We start from the raw sequence: 18,269 nt of genomic DNA, 5'->3' as shown, positions 1-18,269 counted from the left end.
GGCTGCCGCTTTTCAGGAACAATGGCAGAGGAAAGCAGGGAACCAGGTAAAGAATTTTCAGAAAATCCCTCATTTCCTTTCATCGAAATGACGATTCCGTTGTTTCTATAATAAAATAACTAAATGCAAAGGATGTCTTACCTGATCCTCCGGCATCTCAGACAGGAGCTTAGCGCGCCGGAGCGGGAAGAACTGCAGCACTGGATCGATGTATCGGAAGAGAATCGCGCCTTTTTTGTACAATGTACGGATGAAGGCCGGCTGCGGACACAACTGCAAATATTCGGCAAAACCAATACAGACGAGGGCTGGAAACGTTTTTCGGCCACGCACGAGTTGCCTGAGGCAAGGGTATTGCGAATGGATAACCGTAAATGGATGGCGGCGGCTGTTGTGCTGGTGCTGGCTATTGCGGGCGTCCATCTGTTGTTGCGCCGCTCTCCTGTGCCGCAGCCTGTAGCTGTTCAGCAGCAGGATGTATTGCCCGGCAGCAGCAGGGCCATGCTCACGCTGGCGGATGGCACCGAAGTGCCGCTGGACAGTGCGGGCAGCCAGGTGATCGCTCCGGGTATCATCCGGCAGGGAGGGCAGTTGCAATATGGCACGACAAATACCGTCACCAGTTATAATACGCTCACTACACCCAGAGGCGGGCAATTCCGCCTTACCCTGCCGGACGGCACGAAAGTTTGGCTCAACGCTGCTTCCTCCCTTCGCTATCCCACCGCGTTCAGCGGCAGGGAACGGAAAGTGGAGGTGACAGGTGAAGCCTATTTTGAAGTAACACGGAATGCTTCCAGTCCTTTCAGGGTAACCGCAGGCGCCGGAACGACGGTGGAGGTGCTGGGGACAAAGTTCAATATCAATGCCTATACCAACGAGAACAGTCTCAATACCACACTGCTGGAAGGGGCGGTAAGGGTCAGCGCCGGAGGACGTTCCGCTACGCTGAAGCCAGGAGAGCAGGCACAGGTGCTGCCTTCAGGAGAGATCGGCGTGGTAGCGGACATCAACCTGGATGCCACTGTGGCCTGGAAGAATGAGCTGTTCAATTTCCGGGATGCGGATATTCATACCGTTATGCGTCAGCTGGAGCGCTGGTACGATGTAGAAGTGGAATTTGCGGCCGGTATTCCCGAACGCAGGTTCCAGGGGGAGATACAAAGGAACCTTCCGCTCTCCGATGTGCTGGAAGGGCTTAAGAATACCGGCATCCGCTTTTCCATCGAAGGCCGGAAGATCGTCGTAAGACCGTAGTACTGTAAAACATCAACTGAATATATGAGATAGACAACAGCCATTAAACCGCTTGTCATGATCAAAAAAACGGAGGCGCCTGGACCGCGCCCCCGGAAAATGAATGGATCAAAAGCGTATCAACCATTTGTTCTGACTAAATATTGATTTCTCTCATCCAAACAATGCAAATCTATGCAATTGAAATGTTATGGTAAGGCCCATTCTATGCCTGGGCCTTTTTATCAAAAACTAGCGCTTACTATGAGATTGACTGTTTTTCTCATGATCGTTGCCACACTGAAAGTTTCCGCCGGAGGCTACGCACAGTCGGTTTCCGTATCCCTGAAGAACGCCCCGCTGGAAGAGGTGTTCTCCGCCGTGAAAAAACAAACCGGTTACGTGTTCTTTTACGAAAGGGAAGTGCTGCGGTCTACGAAGCGCGTGACCATTGAGGCGGATAACCTGTCGCTCAATACCTTCCTCACGGAAGTGTTTGCCTTGCAGCCGCTGGAGTATTCGATCAAAGACAAGACCATCTTCATTAAACGCAAACCCCTCGTAGCCGAGATACTCCAGGCCATCCAGGAGATCACCGGCACGGTGCGCGGGGAAGACGGAGAAGCGCTGATAGGCGTGACGGTAAAGATCAAAGGCACCAATACCGGCGCGGTAACGGATGCCAACGGCCAGTTCCGCATCAACGCAGAACAGGGCCAGGTACTGGTGATTTCCTATATCGGGCATGAAACACAGGAGGTAACCGTTAGCGGCAGCACCCTGTCCGTTGTCCTGAAACCCACGGTCAGCGCGCTGGATGAAACCGTGATCATCGGTTATGGCACTACCATCCGCCGGAACAGCACCAGCAGCATTTCTTCCGTAACCAGCAAGGATATGGAATCCCAACCGGTAATGGACCCGCTGGCCGCCCTGCAGGGCAGGGTGCCGGGCCTGGTGGTGACCTCCACCAGCGGTATGCCGGGCGCCAGCTTCCAGGTGCGCCTGAGAGGCCAGAACTCCCTGCGGCCGGAAGCCAACGACCCGCTGTATGTGATCGATGGTGTTCCCTTTTTCTCGGAACCGCTGAACCAGTTCAACTCGGCCAACGGCACGCAAAGCCCCCTTGCTTCCATCAACCCTTCCGATATTGAAAGGATAGATATATTGAAAGATGCCGACGCCACCGCCATCTACGGCTCAAGGGCGGCCAACGGCGTTATCCTCATCACCACCAAAAAAGGCAACCCCGGAAAAACACAGTTCAATTTCGGCGTCAATTCCGGCGGCAGCAAAGTGGCTAACATGGTGGATATGCTGAATACGCAGGAATATCTGAAGATGCGGGAGGAAGCATTTGAGCATGACAATATCGTTCCGGATCCGGAAAACGCGGCGGACCTTGTGACATGGGACCGCAATGCTCATACGGACTGGCAGAAGTATATGATCGGCAATACCGGCAAACAGTCCCTGGTAACAGGTTCCGTTAGCGGCGGAAATGCCCAGACGCGCTTCCTGCTCAGCGGTACTTTCAATACGCAGACCTCCGTACTGCCGGATGCCGATCCGTTCAGCCGCGGCGCGGGACATTTGAATGTGGACCATTCCAGCCTGGATGGCCGCTTCAATATCTCCACTTCCATCAACTACAGCGGCACTAAAGACCGCTCTATCGCCAGCGATCTTACCGCTTTTTATGACATGGCGCCGAATTACCCGCTGTATGATGCAGACGGCAAATACTACTGGCACAGTACGGAACAAAACCCTGCGGCCTACCTGCTGAGGCGTTCCACCACCCGCACCAACAACCTCGTGGCCAACAGTGCCGTGCGGTACACCGTGTTGCCTGACCTGAATGTGAAGGTCAACCTCGGGTATAACACTACAACGATGGACCAGGTGCAGGTGTACCCTGATGCTACTTTCAATCCCATCAGTTCTGTCGGCAACATGTCCTATTTCGGGAACAGCTCGGTGCAATCCTACATCATTGAGCCGCAGGCCGATTATACCCGCACGATCGGGAAAGGATCGCTGCAGTTGCTGGCCGGGGCCACATGGCAGGAGAACGTCCGCAAAGGCAGCGGTTTCACGGCCTATGATTTCTCCAGCGATGAGCTGCTGGAAGATATTTCCGCGGCTGCCACGCTGCAGGTACGGCCAACCACTAACATCCTCTACCGTTATACCTCCGTTTTCGGCAGGGCTACCTATAACTGGGACAGCAAATACATCCTGAACGCCTCTTTCCGCCGGGACGGCTCTACCCGCTTCGGGCCGGGCAAACGCTTCGGCAACTTCGGGGCAGTGGGCGCAGCGTGGGTATTCAGTGAAGAATCCTTCCTGTCCACACCATCCTTTCTCAGTTTTGGTAAACTGCGCGGCAGCTACGGGTTAACGGGTAACGACCAGATCGGCGACTATGCGTACCTGGACAGCTGGTCATCCAACTCCTATCCCTACGATGGCTCAGCCGGCCTTTCTCCCTCCCGCATTCCCAATGGCGACTACCGCTGGGAAGAGAACAGGAAAATGGAACTGGCGATAGAACTGGGTTTCCTGAAAGACAGGATATTGTTCAACACCAATTTCTACCGCAACATCTCCGGAAACCAGCTGGTGAACTTTGCGCTGTCTCCCCAAACCGGCTTCGGCGGCGTAGTAGCCAACTTCCCCGCGGAAGTGCTGAACACCGGCTGGGAGTTTGATGTGACCTCGGTGAATATCGATAAAAAGGATTTCCGCTGGAATACCTCCTTCAACATCTCGTTTGCTAAAAATGAACTGAAGCAATATCCTGATTTCGAGAATTCTTCCTACAAGGAAACCTACCAGGTAGGCCAGTCGCTCTCCATCGTCCGCGGATACCAGTTCGCCGGCATAGACCCGGCCACCGGCGAAGCCACGTTCGCGGACCTTGATGAAAGCGGCACCATCGATGAGTTTGTGGACTATGTTGTGCTTGGCAAAACCATGCCTGATTTTTATGGCGGTTTGTCCAACACCTTCACTTATAAGAACATCTTCCTGGATTTCCTGTTCCAGTTCACGAAGCAGGAAGGCCCGCAGCTGAACTATGGATATTCCTCCGTTTACTATGGCGCATTGGCGAACAAAGACATCAGCGCACTGGACCGCTGGCAGGCCGCGGGGGATGTGACGCACATACCCAGGGCGTCCCGCAGTGCGGCGGCAACGAAGTACGATCTCTACCGCCTTTCTTCCGGCGTATGGGGAGACGCTTCTTTTATCCGCCTGAAGAACATTTCACTGGGATACGATCTGTCCGGATTCACGAAAGGCTGGAAGTTGAGCAGGGCGAGGATATATGCCTCCGCTCAGAACCTGTTCACCATCACCAGCTACGATGGATTTGATCCCGAAACGCAGGGCCTCCGCATGCCGCCGATGAAAACCATCACCGCAGGCTTGCAGATTGGATTCTGATCTTAACGAAAACAATATTCATCAACATATAGTATTACCGATGAAAAGAACTTATGTATTGATCGTCACCGTATCCGTCATGTTGCTCGCATCCTGCAGCAAGTATGTGGATACGCCATTGCCGAAGAACGAACTGGTGTCCGACCTTGTGTTCACAAGTGATAAAACCGCTACCGCAGCGGTAACCGGATTGTATTCCAGGATGAACGCATTCAATTATTTTTATGCGAATGTGCTCATGAATTACCTCACTGCCATGCAGGCCGATGACCTTTATTATTTCTCTCCTTTCGCCAATTACGATGTGTTCCGCAACACCAGTCTGCTGCCCAATAGTCAATATGTGGAAAGCATGTGGCGGGACCAGTATGCTTACATCTACCACACCAATGCCTGCATAGAAGGCCTGAACGCAGCAACCGGCCTGACGCCGGCCGTAAAGGACCAGTTGCTGGGCGAGGCGTATTTCATGCGGGCGTTCCTGCATTTCTACCTCGTGAATATGTATGGAGATGTGCCCCTGATCGTTTCCACCGATTATGAGGAGAACAATGTGAAGCCAAGGGAACAAACATCGCTGGTGTACGCGCGCATCATTGAGGACCTGAAGGAAGCAAAGACAAAAATGGGCGCGGATTATCCCACAGGTACCCGTGTACGCCCGAACAAAGGCGCTGCCACCGCATTGCTGGCCAGGGTGTACCTCTACACGAAGCAATACGGTCTGGCAGAGCAGGAAGCCACCGCAGTGCTGCAGGACGGCCGCTATGAATTGCTGGACGACCTGAACACCGTGTTCCTCGCCAACAGCCGCGAAGCCCTGTTCCAGCTGCAGCCGGTGAATGTTGCCGGAGGCCGCAACACCTGGGAAGGGTTTACTTCTACACCGGTTACGCCCACCAGTACCCCGCTGTTCCGGCTGGATACCACGCACCTGATCCCGAAATTCGAAACCGGCGACAAACGGAGAGCGAACTGGACGGGCCATGTAGTGACCGCAGCAGGCGCTAACCTGTATTATCCTTACAAATACAAGATCCGCACCACCACCTCCGGTACGGTTTCCGAATATTCCATGGTGATGCGCGTGGCCGAACAGTATCTCATCCGCGCGGAAGCCCGCATCCAGCAGGACAAGCTGGACCTGGGGCGGCAGGACCTCGATTCCATCCGTCACCGTGCAGGCCTGTTGCCGCTGAATGCAACGCTCGGCAAACCGGCCCTTCTCCTGGCCGTTGAGCAGGAGCGGAAAGTGGAGCTGTTCTGTGAATGGGGGCACCGCTGGTTCGACCTGAAACGTACCAACCGTTCTACCGCCGTGCTCGGTCCGATCAAAGGCGCCAACTGGCAGCCGGAAGATACCCTGTATCCCATCTCCAGCGAAGCGCGCAGGACCAATATATTCCTTACCCAGAATGACGGGTATAACTGATAAATGATGAAGCCGCCATGTTTGAATGATCGTTAAACGCAGAGGGGAATGATCGTTTTGAACAGCCGGCCCGAAAAATAAAAACAGACGGATGAAAAGAATCTTGTTTTTGATGTTGTTACCCTTTACTGTCGCACAAGCACAGGTGACCATTGCTCCGGCCTTCCCGGAGCGTGGTCAGACTGTGACGGTGACCTATAATCCCGATGGTAAAGGCATTCCTGCGGACGCGGCGGAAGTGACGCTGGTGTTCCCCTATTCTACTTTCTATGATGTGCCTTACCGCATCAAAATGAAAGCGCAGAACGGCGTCTGGACTACTTCGTTCAAGCTTGCCCGTTACGCCACCTTTGCTTCTTTCTATCTGCAGAGCGGCGAAGCGGTGAACAGGCCAGCGCCGGATGAGCTCTACGAAGTATGTGTGTATAAGGATAAAGTGCCGGTATGCAATGCGGAGCTGCACCGGGCTTACAGTCTTGGTTCCGCCATGGGCAAATCCCCTCAATTGGGCGCCCGCCAGGAGGAACAGTACCGGAAGGAGCTGAAACGTTATCCGGACAACTATGAGGCGAAAGTACGGTTGCTGGCTTACCAGATGAACAAGGCCAAAACCCCGAAGGAAAAAGCGAAATTCCGGGCGGAGGCGCACCGCGTGATAGCAGACAAGTTCAAAACGGCCGCCACTGTACCGGGAGATATGAACAAGGTGACCATGGGGTATCTGATCATCGGGGAGAACAGCCGTCTGGATTCCATCCGTGCGGTAGCCCTGGAGCGGTATCCGCATACCGGTCTCGGCCGCGACCTGCTGACTTCCGCCATTGCCAGGGAAAAAGACACAGCAAAACAGATCGCCAGGTACGAAGCAGCTTTAAAGGAAGAGAACAGGGAGAATGCGGCGGATTTCGACGGGATGCATGAAAGGCTTTTTGCGCTCTACGCCGCCCGGAAAGACAGTGCCAAAGCGCTGTACCATGCAAGATTCTTTTCCTTCCCCAAAGATGATAGTCCATATTACCCGGAAAAGCTGAAGGATATTGCGCAGGCCCTGCTGGATAACGGCATTGCGCTGGATACCGCAAGGATGTTCGCTTCCCGGTCGCTGGCTATGGCGGAGCGCTTTCCGGTGGGAATCATCCGTTACTTCCCGGAAACGGGGTATATCTACCCCTATGCAACGGACAGCGCCCGGCAGGTGGTGTACAATACGGCCAAAGGTAACCTGCACTCCATGCTGGCGCTGATAGATATGAAGCAGGGCAAAGATGCTGCGGCGGCAAAACGCATGGAACAGGCCATAAAATCGTCTATAGATAAGGAAACAGTGGATAACGCCACCCTGTTCTACTCTGCTACGGGGCGTACCCGGGAATTACAGGAGCTGGAAGCTTTGCGGGAGCGGGATATGCAGGCCAGGATAGCGAAACAGGAGATCCGCAAACCGGCGCCGCCGCTGAACACTTTTGTGGATATGAACGGCCGGCCGCTGGACCCTGCTTCGCTCAAAGGAAAGATCGTGGTGATCGATTTCTGGGCCACCTGGTGCATTCCCTGCATGCAGGAGATGCCCTACCTGCAAAAACTGTACGATCAATACCGGAACGACCCGGATGTGGCGTTCATGATCGTCAACAGCGGCGCCCGCAATACGCTGGCGGATGCCCAGGGATGGAGCGGGAATAAAAAATATACTTTCCCCGTGTATTATAATACAGACCCGGCGATCGGAGACAAGTTCAAATTCACCGTGATCCCCGCTACTTATGTGATCGACAAAAGCGGTCATATCCGGTTCGGGAATATCGGATTTGAAGGGCCGGACGTGGAAATGAAGCTGAGGCTGCAGATAGAGATGGCGCGCAACAAAGAATAATGGGAACCCCTGGTATATGCAGACGTGGGAATACCGCTGCGGCAACAGCCGTGGCGGTTTTTTTACTGCCTTTTCCAGACCCGGCCGCCAATGCCGGAATCCCCTCTTTTGAGGGCGTTCGCAATGGTTTTATGACTGATCCCCGTTTTCTTCGCGGCGTCTGAAATGGCGGAAAAGAACGCGATGACATTCCCCGCGGCATCGCATTGCATCACCTTTATCCCTTTCTTTTCCCGGTAAAGCACCTGCCGCTTCCGGATGATCTCCTGCACCTGTTTCAGATTGATCTTGTTGGCATCGCCTTTCCGCCAGAAAAAGCCGCCCGCTTTCCGTGCGGGCTGCCGCGCGGCATAAGCGATGGAAGCATAACAGATGCCCGTGCTCCGCGCAGCCTCCGTAATGCTGGGAAAAGTAGCGATATAACGCCCGCCGGCATCGTATTGGGATACCATGATGTTCGTCTTTTTCTTTGAAGCTTCAATAGCGGCAATGAGCCTGAACTTGTCGGTGGACAAATGGCTGCTTTGCCGGCCGGTATGATACGGGCGCCGGCATTTTTCGGACTGGGTCAGCAGCACGAGATTTTCCGGCCGGAGGTCCAGCCCGTCAAGATTCAAAGTGGATACGACCAGTGAAGCATCTTTCAGGTGGAATGGCTGCACAAAGCAATGGTAAAGCAGTCTCGCTACCTGGAAAGAATATTTCCGGTTCCGGTATTGCAGTACGATCTGCAGGCGATAGGTCCAGTCCAGCGTATGGAAGTTCCGGTCTTTATTGACCACGGCCTTACGGATCATAGCGGGCAGGGTGTACGCGCCGCCCTGTGTGTCCAGTATCTTCCGGGCCATGCGTTTTATTCTGCCGTGGCTGGAGATCTGAAAACGGTTTTTGAATCCCGGAATATCTTTCCAGTGTTCACCGGGCCGGTCTTCCATGGTCATATCCAGGTATGCTGGCAGGATTATATCTGTGCGCAGGTTTACAGTGTGCGCTGTTTGGGTGCTGGGCATGGGTTTTTGTAACTATGGGAAGATAAGGCAGCTCACTGCATCCGGAATGCAGGGAACGGTTTTGGGAACAAACGGATCAATCTTCTATGGGCATTTTCCGGCCGGGCATTTCTCTACCGTTCTGGTACAGGATCATGCCGTTCACATGATGGCTGCTGTCTCTCGTGAAACGGACCTGCGCATCCACGGCTTTCAGGAAAAAATGATCTTCCCGCTCCGCGTAGAGCGTGGCTGGGGACTGGTTGGTGGGTTGCCCGGTCAGCTTGCCATCCTTTACGGTAAAAGTGATCCGGAACGCAGGCGACAGTTCGTAAACGCCGGTGTATTGTTCCAGGCTGCCGGCAGGCAATGCAATGGCAATCCGCTGTTTCGGCAGTTGATAGGGGAGGTTGTACAATATGGCAAAGATGTCTTTGGATATCTTGTCCAGATGGGGATTGGAAAAATTGTTCAGCATTACCACGCATATATCATCTTCCAATATGGAAGCCATGAATGAGTTAAACCCGTGAATGCCGCCGCCATGCAGCACCACTTCTTTCCCTGCAATGGAATCGATGATCCAGCCAAAACCATACTTGTCTTTGTACCGGGTAAGCGCCTGCTTTAAGGATGCCGCAGAGATGATACTGTGCTGCAGCAGGGATTGGTGCCATTTGTACAGATCGCCCGTAGTGGAATAGATGGCCCCGGCGGCGTAGGAAACTGAAGAATCCACAATAGGGGCGGGCATTGCGCCGCTTTCGGTAAGGTTGAAATAACCCGTTGCTTTTTCGGGATTGGACAAATGCGTGAAATCGAAACCGCTATGCGTCATCTGCAAGGGCCCGAAAATATACCGGCGCACCACCTGTTCATATGGCATACCGGTGGCATCGGCAATGATATACCCCAGCAGACTGTAGCCGGAATTGGAGTAACTGTATTGTGTACCTGGAGAAAACTGCAGTGGCTTGTCCCGGAACAGCGCTATCATTTTTTCCCTGCTGGCGGGCTTGCTTACTTCGTTGGCCATGAAGGCCGGATCATTCGTATAATTATAGATGCCGGAGGTATGGGAGAGCAGGTTGGTGATGGTAATGCTGTCGCCTTTCGGATACCCGGGGAAATATTTGCTGATCTTGTCTTGTATGCCAAGCTTGCGTTCTTCCTGCAATTTCAGCACAATGGAAGCCGTAAACTGTTTGGTAACGGAGCCAAGCTGGAATACGGAATGCTGATCATGAAGAATGCTGTCTTTCACATTCCGGTATCCATATCCTTTATGGAGCAGTATTTCACCTTTGCGGGCCACGAGCACGGTGCCGTTGAATTTATACTGGTCAGCCCAGGCGGTGATGAGTGTATCCAGCCGGGCGGGTATTTGCTGGCTGTGGGCAGAAGCGGCAAGGAGTAACAGGGTGAACAGGGCGGAGCTTGTTTTTTTCATATTGATGCGAGTTATCATCAATATAGGAAAAAAATTCCGGCAACTATCGCCGCTTGTCATTTCCATTATGACAAGCACGAAATATTATATAGATTTATTGTATGTGGAAATCTATTACCCTCGCCGCCCCTTTATGCATTTGCGCCGGCCTGTTGTATGCACAGGACGGGCAACGCATGGATTTTGAACAATATGATCCCCCGTCTACGCTGGTCGTGCCGGAACATAAGCTCTCCAAAGCGAAATTCCCTTTTATTGATGTGCATAACCATCAGCGGAGCCTCGGTTCGGGGAACCTCAATGGCGTGCTGAAGGATATGGATGCCCTGAACATGAAAGTGATGGTGAACCTGAGCGGTGGTAACGGCGAGGGGTTGAAAAGGCAAACCGATAATATCCGGGCGCATGCGCCGAAGCGATTCATCGTTTTCGCCAATATCAGTTTTAATGGCATCGGAGAACCCGGCTGGACGGAAAAAGCGGTGCAGCAGCTGGAAACTGATGTGAAGAACGGCGCAAACGGGCTGAAGGTGTTCAAGAACCTTGGCCTCAGTGTAAGGGACAACACGGGGAAACGGGTAGCGATAGACGATCCCCGCCTGGATGCCATCTGGGAGAAATGCGGAGCGCTGAAAATACCGGTACTGATCCATGCGGCTGATCCCAAGCCATTCTGGTACCCAGCGGATGATCAGAACGAACGCTGGCTGGAGCTGAAAACGCATCCCGGCCGGAGAAGAGGGCCGGACAATCCCGCACCCTGGGAGCAGATCATTGCGGAGCAGCACCGGATGTTCAAAAAACATCCGCGCACTACTTTCATCAATGCCCATTTCGGCTGGTATGCAAATGATCTGGCACATCTCGCGGAGCTGATGGAGGAAATACCGCATATGTATGTGGAGTTCGGCGCCGTGATCGCAGAACTGGGGCGGCAGCCCATTGCGGCGCGGAAGTTTTTCGAAAAGTACCAGGACAGGATACTGTTCGGCAAGGATTCCTGGCAGCCCGCGGAATATTCCACCTATTTCCGGGTGCTGGAAACGGCGGACGAATATTTTCCTTATCATAAAAAATACCATGCTTTCTGGCGCATGTACGGCATGAACCTGCCGGATAACATACTGAAGAAAGTGTATTTCCGGAATGCGTTGAAGATCATTCCGAATATTGATAAAAGCCTTTTTGAATAAAGAAGAACACTCCCGCCTTTCCCGGTTTTATCTTCTTCCCAAATCGCCGTAACTTCAGGTGATGAGGTATATATCCTATTTTCTTTATTACTGGTGGCACTGGGGTTTCGGCCTGGCCTGCTTTGTGATCCGGCATGAGATCGCAGGGGAGCGGAAGTATGGTATCCGCACAACAGGTACCAGTAGCCTGGCCGGTGTTGTCAGTGAAGAGGACCGGGATTTTATTACGATATATGAGCCTGTCAACTATTATTCTGCGAGCAGGCTGTTTGACCAGTTGAGACCGGAAGATAAAAAGACCGGTTTCCTGGATGTGGGCTCCGGCCTGGGCCGCGTGCTGGCTATTGCCGCCGGGAACGGTTTTTCCGATATACATGGTGTGGAATTTGCGCCTGAGCTATGCAGCGCTTCTTTTGCCGTGAAGGGCATCCTGGAAAAGCGGCATCCGGGTGTTACTGTAACGATTAATTGTACAGATGCCCGTTATTATTCCATCCCGGAATCTATCGGCGTTATCTTCCTCTTCAATCCTTTTAACGACCGGATCATGGAGGCGTTCATTCAGCAGGTGCTGGACAGTCTGCAGCGGAAGGAGCGGCCCTTGAAAATATTGTACGCCAATCCTGTATCCAAGGAGTTGTGGCTGAATGCAGGGTTTAAAGAAACGGCATCGTTCGAGAAGATGACGTTTTTACAGGGGAGTGTGATGGAGCGGGGGGCATGATTTCCCGTCATACCGCAGCTTGAGACCGGTATCTGTGTCGTCCGCTTGCGCTGACGGTCGCTGCGATCCTTTTGGAATATAACCATGCTGCAGGGGAGCATGACGGAGCAGGTTGCGCAATTCCCCCTGAATGCTATTTTGGGGTGGTTATATTTCGTAAATTTACTTCATAAAGTAGCTGTTTATTTGTCAAATTCACCTTATACTGACCAACTATTGCTCCACGAGATGGCTGCGGGAAGTGAGGACGCTTTCTGCAAGTTATTTGATCATTACTGGAATAAGGTGTACGCCTCGGCCCTGGTGCTGACAAAATCCCCGCAGCTGGCGCAGGACATTTCCCAGGAAGTGTTTCTCCAGCTCTGGCAATACCGCGAAAAAGCGGCGGGTATCCAAAGCCTGGACGGTTTTCTGTTCGTCTGCGCCCGGAACCTCATCTTCAAGAAAATGAGCCGGATGAAGCTGGAAGACGCTTACCAGCATTACCTCAGTTCCCGTATGGCCGTTGCGGCCGAAGATGCCGGGATACGGACTGAACTGAAGGAACTGCAATCCGTGGTGGAAGCCGGTATCCGCAGGCTGCCGCCACAGCAGCAGAAAGCCTTCCGCTTAAGCCGGGAAAAGGGCCTCAGCCACGAGGAGATCAGCCGTCAGATGGGCGTGAGCCGCGCGGCTGTGAAAGACTACATCGTTCGTTCCATCGCTTTTCTCAGAAAGTATATGCAGGAACATGCCATTTTGCTCACAAGTCTTTACAGCTGCCTCTTCCGGCAGGATTGAGCCGGGTGGCCGTTTACGGAACATGATGCGGCCGTAAAGGAGTTGAGCGGGGATACCGACTGCTCCCCGGAGTCGTTTGTGGACCATATTTCACTTGTAACTTGTTCTGTAATAACAACTTATCATTCTTCTGAATTTTTTTTCTTTCCGGCACTTCCTTTTTCGCTGCTTAACGGTCTTTATACCGTAAAGCGTTTCTTTATGCAGGATGATTTGAGGCAATTATTGGAAAAATACCTGGCGGAAGAACTTTCTGCCGGGGAATTCGAGCGCCTTTGGCAAGCCTTGCAGGAGCCTGCGAACAAAAAGGCATGGCAGCGCTTTATGCAGGATGTATGGAATAACCCGCAATACCAAAGCCTGGCGGACGATACCGCCAAACGCAGGGTGCTTGAAAATGTCCGCCCTCTTCTCCATACTATGCCGGCTGATGCAGCTGATCGCAAAACTTTATTAAAAGAGATGCCTGTATCCGGAGAAGGAGAGGCCGCGCCGCGCAGGAGGCGTTACCTGTGGTGGGCGGCTGCCGCCTGCCTGGTGTTTGCCGCAACAGCCCTGTTCTGGTTAAAGGGCAGGCAGTCAACACCGGAAACTTTGGCCCTCCGTACTGTGCCGGTGCAACAGGAGGTGTTGCCGGGAGGGAATAAAGCCATTCTGACCCTTGGGGATGGCTCCAGTATCACGCTGGACAGTGCTGCCAACGGGCTGTTAAGCCAACAGGGGAATGTCAGGGTAATGAAACTTGCCAATGGCCAGCTGGCGTACGATGCGGGTAACGGAAAGGCTTTAGAGGTCATGTACAATACCGTGCGTACACCGCGCGGAGGCGCATATCGCATCGTTTTGCCGGACGGCACTGCGGTCTGGTTGAACGCGGCATCCTCCATTACCTATCCTACCGCATTTACCGGTAAGGAAAGAAAGGTAAAGGTCAGCGGGGAAGTATATTTTGAAGTGGCTGCACTGAAGGAAGCCAACACCAGAGTGCCTTTCATCGTAGACATTATATCCGCTTCCGGGGAGCAGAAAGGGGCTGTAGAAGTGCTCGGCACACATTTCAATATCAATGCGTATGATGATGAAGCCGCCGTAAAAACAACACTGCTGGAAGGCGCGGTAAAAATACGGAAAGCAGGAGAAGCGGCCGTGACCCTCAGTCCGGGTCAGCAGGCCATATTCAATACACCTGTAAAAATAACCGATGATGTAGATATCAGCCAGGTCATTGCCTGGAAAGACGGATATTTCAAGTTCACGCAAGCCGATGTAAGCGCCATGATGCGCCAGGCGGAAAGGTGGTACGATATAAAAGTGGAGTACCCGAACGGTGTACCGCGGGACCTCTTCAGCGGAACACTACCCAGGAATGTGAACCTGTCGCAGTTCCTCGAGATATTAATGTATAGCGATGTAAATGTCAGAATCGACCAAAGAGTCGTAACGATCAATCCATAACAACGGTGCCGCAACCGCGCCGGGAAGTGAACTGAAAAACAAGCAGTAGCAAAACCTAACGACTAAACCAGAGATCCATCCACCTGCCAGGCTGAGCAGATAGCAGGCAGGTCCGCAAAATGTTTATAAGGACAGACCAGGAAAAAGAAAGCCGGAAGTATGAGGGTACTCCCGGCCGGATGCCTGGGCCTGTGTGATATAATACAATTGGCTAAAACTGATTATTCCGCAAACCCAAACAACTCTAAGTTATGAAATTAAAGCTATCGAATTCCACGGGTGCTTTGGGGCCTGACCACGCTCAAAAAAACAGCCGGCGGCCCTTCAGAAAAACATTCCTTATTATGAAACTAACGGCAATTATTCTTCTTGCGGCCTGCCTCCAGGTCAGTGCAGAGGGCTTCAGCCAGCAGATCACCATTCATGTGAAGAATAGCCCATTGGAAAAGGTGTTTACCGAGATCGGCAAGCAAAGCGGCTATCATTTCTTTTTTAATGAGCGCTTGCTGAAAAACGCTAAAAAAGTATCCCTTGACCTGCAGGAAGTTACGCTGAAAGAAGCGCTGGACGCCTGTTTTTCCGGCCAGCCCTTTAATTATGCGATTGTAAAACAGATCATAGTGGTGAAGAAAAAAGAGGAAACGGCTGAGCCTATTGTGCTGAGGGCCTTGCCGGTGGTGATCACTATAAAAGGCCGGGTAACGAGCGAAAAAGGAGAACCGTTGCCGGGCGCCAGCATCAAACTGAAGAACAGCACCACAGGCACAACCACCAATGCTAACGGAGAATTTACATTGTCCGTTCCCGATGGAACGGAAGTGGAGTTGGAAATATCTATGCTGGGGTACACTACCATTACTATCAAACCGGAGAACCTGGCGAATGTAACGGTAGCGCTGAAAGAAGAATCCACGACACTGGAAAATTTTGTGGTGATTGGTTATGGTACGGCGCGGCGGCAAGACTTCACCGGATCAGTAAGCTCCGTGAAGCTGGAAGGTTCACCGCTGGCCCAGATGCCGAATATGAGTGCGCTGGAGGCGATCAAAGGCAATGTTTCCGGTTTGAGCGTTGGTGCAAGCAACTCCGCAGGCGGAGAGCCTTCAATTGTGGTGCGTGGACAGAATTCCATCGGGGATAACGATACGAGAGCTGCGCTGAACCGACCACTTATCGTCCTTGATGGCACGATTTATATGGGTAGCCTGGCCGACATCAACCCAAACGATATCGCCAGCTTCGACATTCTGAAAGATGCCACTTCTGCGGCAGCCTACGGCTCCCGTTCCGCTAATGGCGTAATTGCCATTACCACAAAGAAAGGTCGCCAGGGCAAGCCTTCGATCTCTTTTAACACTTCCACTGGCTGGCAGAGCTGGCAAAATAAACCGGTGATGATGAAAGGAGAGGAATGGCTGGAAGTAGTGAATGCGCGTAACCGCTATACCCCTGGCTCCACCAACTGGCTCAAACCCGGCGAAATCGCTAACAGGGACGCCGGTAAGGAAACCGTATGGCTGGACGAAGTAACCCGTACCGGTGTGATTCAAAGCTATCAGGCGTCTGTTTCCGGCGCTACGCAGAATGTGAACTACTATCTTTCCACGTCCTACGATGATAATAAAGGGATCATTTATGGAGATGACTTCAACCGTATTTCCGTACTCGCTAAATTGAAAACCAACATCACTTCCTGGCTGGAAGTAGGGATAGACGGAAGCTTCAACAAGAGGGACTATTCCGGGGTAGCCGCCAATGTTGGGTCGGCGCAGACGATGTCTCCCTACGGCGTAATGTTCCGCGACGATCAGGGCAACCTTGAAAAGTATCCCTATACGCAGTCATCTGTAAACCCTCTCTGGGATGCCATCAGCGGTACCCGGGACAATGATGACGTTCGTCATAACTATCGTATGAATGCATACGCAGTGGTGAACGTTCCCTGGGTGAAAGGGCTCAGCTATCGCGCTACCTACCTGATCAACCAGGAGAAATGGCGTTCCGGTAATTTCTACTATGAGGGATATTACGTGCAGGAAGGCGAAGGGCTCGACAGGTATTCCCCTGCCACCGTACAAGGCTTCCTCGCCCGCGCGAACGGGTACATGCAAAACGATAATACCTACAGCTATGTATTCGATAACATCATCAATTACAAGAACAATTTCGGTAGCCACAATGTTGATGTAACGCTGGTTGCTACCCGCGATTACACGAGATGGGACCGCATCAATACTACCGGGAGTGATTTTGCCGCCAATGGCAATACGGCGCTGGGCCTGTGGGGATTGCACAAGGCAACCGTGCAAAGGGTTACGCTTGACGCCACAGAGCGCGCCAATATCGGCTACCTCGGCCGTGTGAGTTATTCCTTCAACAGCAAATATTTCTTCACAGGCTCCTTCCGCCGTGATGGCGCTTCTGTTTTCGGCGCAAACAACAAATGGGCGCACTTCGGTGCCGCAGGCCTCGCCTGGCGTATCACAGAAGAGAATTTCATGAAGAATGTCAAATCGCTGGATAATCTTAAACTCAAAGTTTCCTGGGGCCAGAATGGTAACCAGAGTATCGGGCCATACGGTACCTTGTCTACTATCGCCAATGCGGCCTCGGGAGGCGTTCGCTATGAGTTTTCCAATACCCCCGGCGTTATTAATTACGGCCTCTTTCAGAACGCCCTCGGCAATTCGGACCTCGGTTGGGAAACTACGTCCGCCTGGAACGCCGGCTTCGAATCTGCCTGGCTCGGGGAAAGATTGTTTGTGGATGTAGACCTGTATTCTTCCCAGACAACAGATCAGATATTTACCCGCAATATTCCGGTGATGACCGGCTTCAAAACCATCAAAACATCATTGGGGCAGGTCAACAATAAAGGGATGGAAGTAAGCGTACGTTCGGTGAATATGCGGCAGCGCGACTTCACCTGGAGCACCGGTCTGAATTTCTGGCTCAACCGGAACAAGCTCGTGAAGCTCTATGGCGAAGACCTGGATGGCGATGGCAAGGAAGATGATGACATCGCCAGCAGCCTGTTCATCGGTGAATCACTAGGTGCTATCTATGGATATGAGCAGATTGGTATCGTCCAGGAAGATGACGCGGATTATATCGCGCTAACCGGCGCAGCGCCTGGTGCCCCCAAGTACAGGGATATCGACAAAAATCCCGGTATTTCTGCGGATGACCGCAAAATACTGGGAAATGGAAAAGAAAATTTCCGCCTGAGCATCAACAATACTTTCACCTACAAAGACTTTGACCTGTACATCATGTTTGCCGGCGTATTCGGCGGCAACGGATGGTATATGGCCAGCAACGATGAAGCTTACCTTACCTCCGGAACCGGCCGCTTTAACGACAACATGACTTCCAAGCCATACTGGACCCCAGAGAACAGAAGCAACGAATATCCCTCCGCCTACTTCGCCGGAGATGGTCGCTTCCTGGGCCTGCAGTCCCGCAGCTTCGTAAGGTTGCAGGATGCGACCCTTACCTGGCGGGTAAAGCAGGACTGGCTCAAAGCAATACGCGTAAACAGCGCAAGGGTATTCCTCAGCGGAAGAAACCTGGCTACGATCACCAACTGGTTCGGCGGAGACCCGGAAACAGGCACGCCTGTAAGAGTGAACACCCTGCCGGTACCCACCACTTTTTCCATCGGCGCCAATTTCAGTTTCTAAC

At 52.6% G+C, this 18,269-nt stretch carries 11 protein-coding genes; 9 read left to right on the top strand and 2 right to left on the bottom strand.

The window, feature by feature from the left end; genetic code table 11:
- The first annotated feature begins 123 nt into the window (after positions 1-123).
- The 4 genes from FW415_RS01110 (at position 124) to FW415_RS01095 (ending at position 7,994) form a co-directional block, all read left to right on the top strand.
- Positions 124-1,257: a FecR family protein gene (locus FW415_RS01110; protein ID WP_148382473.1), complete on the top strand. Its 1,134-nt coding sequence runs from the start codon at positions 124-126 to the stop codon at positions 1,255-1,257.
- 243 nt (positions 1,258-1,500) lie between these two features.
- Entirely contained in the window at positions 1,501-4,689 is a 3,189-nt protein-coding gene (locus FW415_RS01105) for a TonB-dependent receptor (RefSeq protein ID WP_168208615.1), read from the top strand.
- Between the two features lie 40 nt (positions 4,690-4,729).
- Positions 4,730-6,121, top strand: a complete 1,392-nt coding sequence (locus FW415_RS01100; RefSeq protein WP_148382471.1) for a RagB/SusD family nutrient uptake outer membrane protein — start codon at positions 4,730-4,732, stop codon at positions 6,119-6,121.
- Between the two features lie 91 nt (positions 6,122-6,212).
- Positions 6,213-7,994, top strand: a complete 1,782-nt coding sequence (locus tag FW415_RS01095; RefSeq protein WP_148382470.1) for a TlpA disulfide reductase family protein — start codon at positions 6,213-6,215, stop codon at positions 7,992-7,994.
- 62 nt (positions 7,995-8,056) lie between these two features.
- Here FW415_RS01095 and FW415_RS01090 read toward each other — a convergent pair whose 3' ends face one another.
- Both FW415_RS01090 and FW415_RS01085 read right to left on the bottom strand, forming a co-directional pair.
- Positions 8,057-9,004 carry an NUMOD1 domain-containing DNA-binding protein gene (locus FW415_RS01090; RefSeq protein WP_148382469.1) on the bottom strand — a complete coding sequence of 316 codons (948 nt, stop codon included), beginning with the start codon at positions 9,002-9,004 and terminating at the stop codon, positions 8,057-8,059.
- Between the two features lie 76 nt (positions 9,005-9,080).
- The gene (locus FW415_RS01085; protein WP_168208614.1) at positions 9,081-10,433 is read right to left on the bottom strand and encodes a serine hydrolase; all 1,353 of its coding nucleotides are present in this window, start codon (positions 10,431-10,433) and stop codon (positions 9,081-9,083) included.
- Positions 10,434-10,609: 176 nt separating this feature from the next.
- On the opposite strand from FW415_RS01085, the gene FW415_RS01080 reads away from it, so the two are divergent.
- The 5 genes from FW415_RS01080 (at position 10,610) to FW415_RS01060 (ending at position 18,268) form a co-directional block, all read left to right on the top strand.
- On the top strand, positions 10,610-11,626 hold the full coding sequence (locus FW415_RS01080; protein ID WP_210420880.1) for an amidohydrolase family protein: 1,017 nt from the start codon (positions 10,610-10,612) through the stop codon (positions 11,624-11,626).
- 58 nt (positions 11,627-11,684) lie between these two features.
- Complete coding sequence (locus FW415_RS01075) at positions 11,685-12,350, top strand: class I SAM-dependent methyltransferase (RefSeq protein ID WP_148382466.1); 666 nt, start codon at positions 11,685-11,687, stop codon at positions 12,348-12,350.
- A gap of 186 nt (positions 12,351-12,536) precedes the next feature.
- Positions 12,537-13,130 carry an RNA polymerase sigma factor gene (locus FW415_RS01070; RefSeq protein ID WP_168208613.1) on the top strand — a complete coding sequence of 198 codons (594 nt, stop codon included), beginning with the start codon at positions 12,537-12,539 and terminating at the stop codon, positions 13,128-13,130.
- A 201-nt stretch (positions 13,131-13,331) separates the two neighbouring features.
- On the top strand, positions 13,332-14,585 hold the full coding sequence (locus FW415_RS01065) for a FecR family protein (protein WP_148382464.1): 1,254 nt from the start codon (positions 13,332-13,334) through the stop codon (positions 14,583-14,585).
- Between the two features lie 344 nt (positions 14,586-14,929).
- The gene (locus FW415_RS01060) at positions 14,930-18,268 is read left to right on the top strand and encodes a TonB-dependent receptor (protein ID WP_168208612.1); all 3,339 of its coding nucleotides are present in this window, start codon (positions 14,930-14,932) and stop codon (positions 18,266-18,268) included.
- Position 18,269: the final 1 nt, after the last annotated feature.

The organism is Chitinophaga sp. XS-30, assembly GCF_008086345.1.
GTDB lineage: Bacteria > Bacteroidota > Bacteroidia > Chitinophagales > Chitinophagaceae > Chitinophaga.
This window is presented reverse-complemented; position numbering and strand designations above follow the sequence as displayed.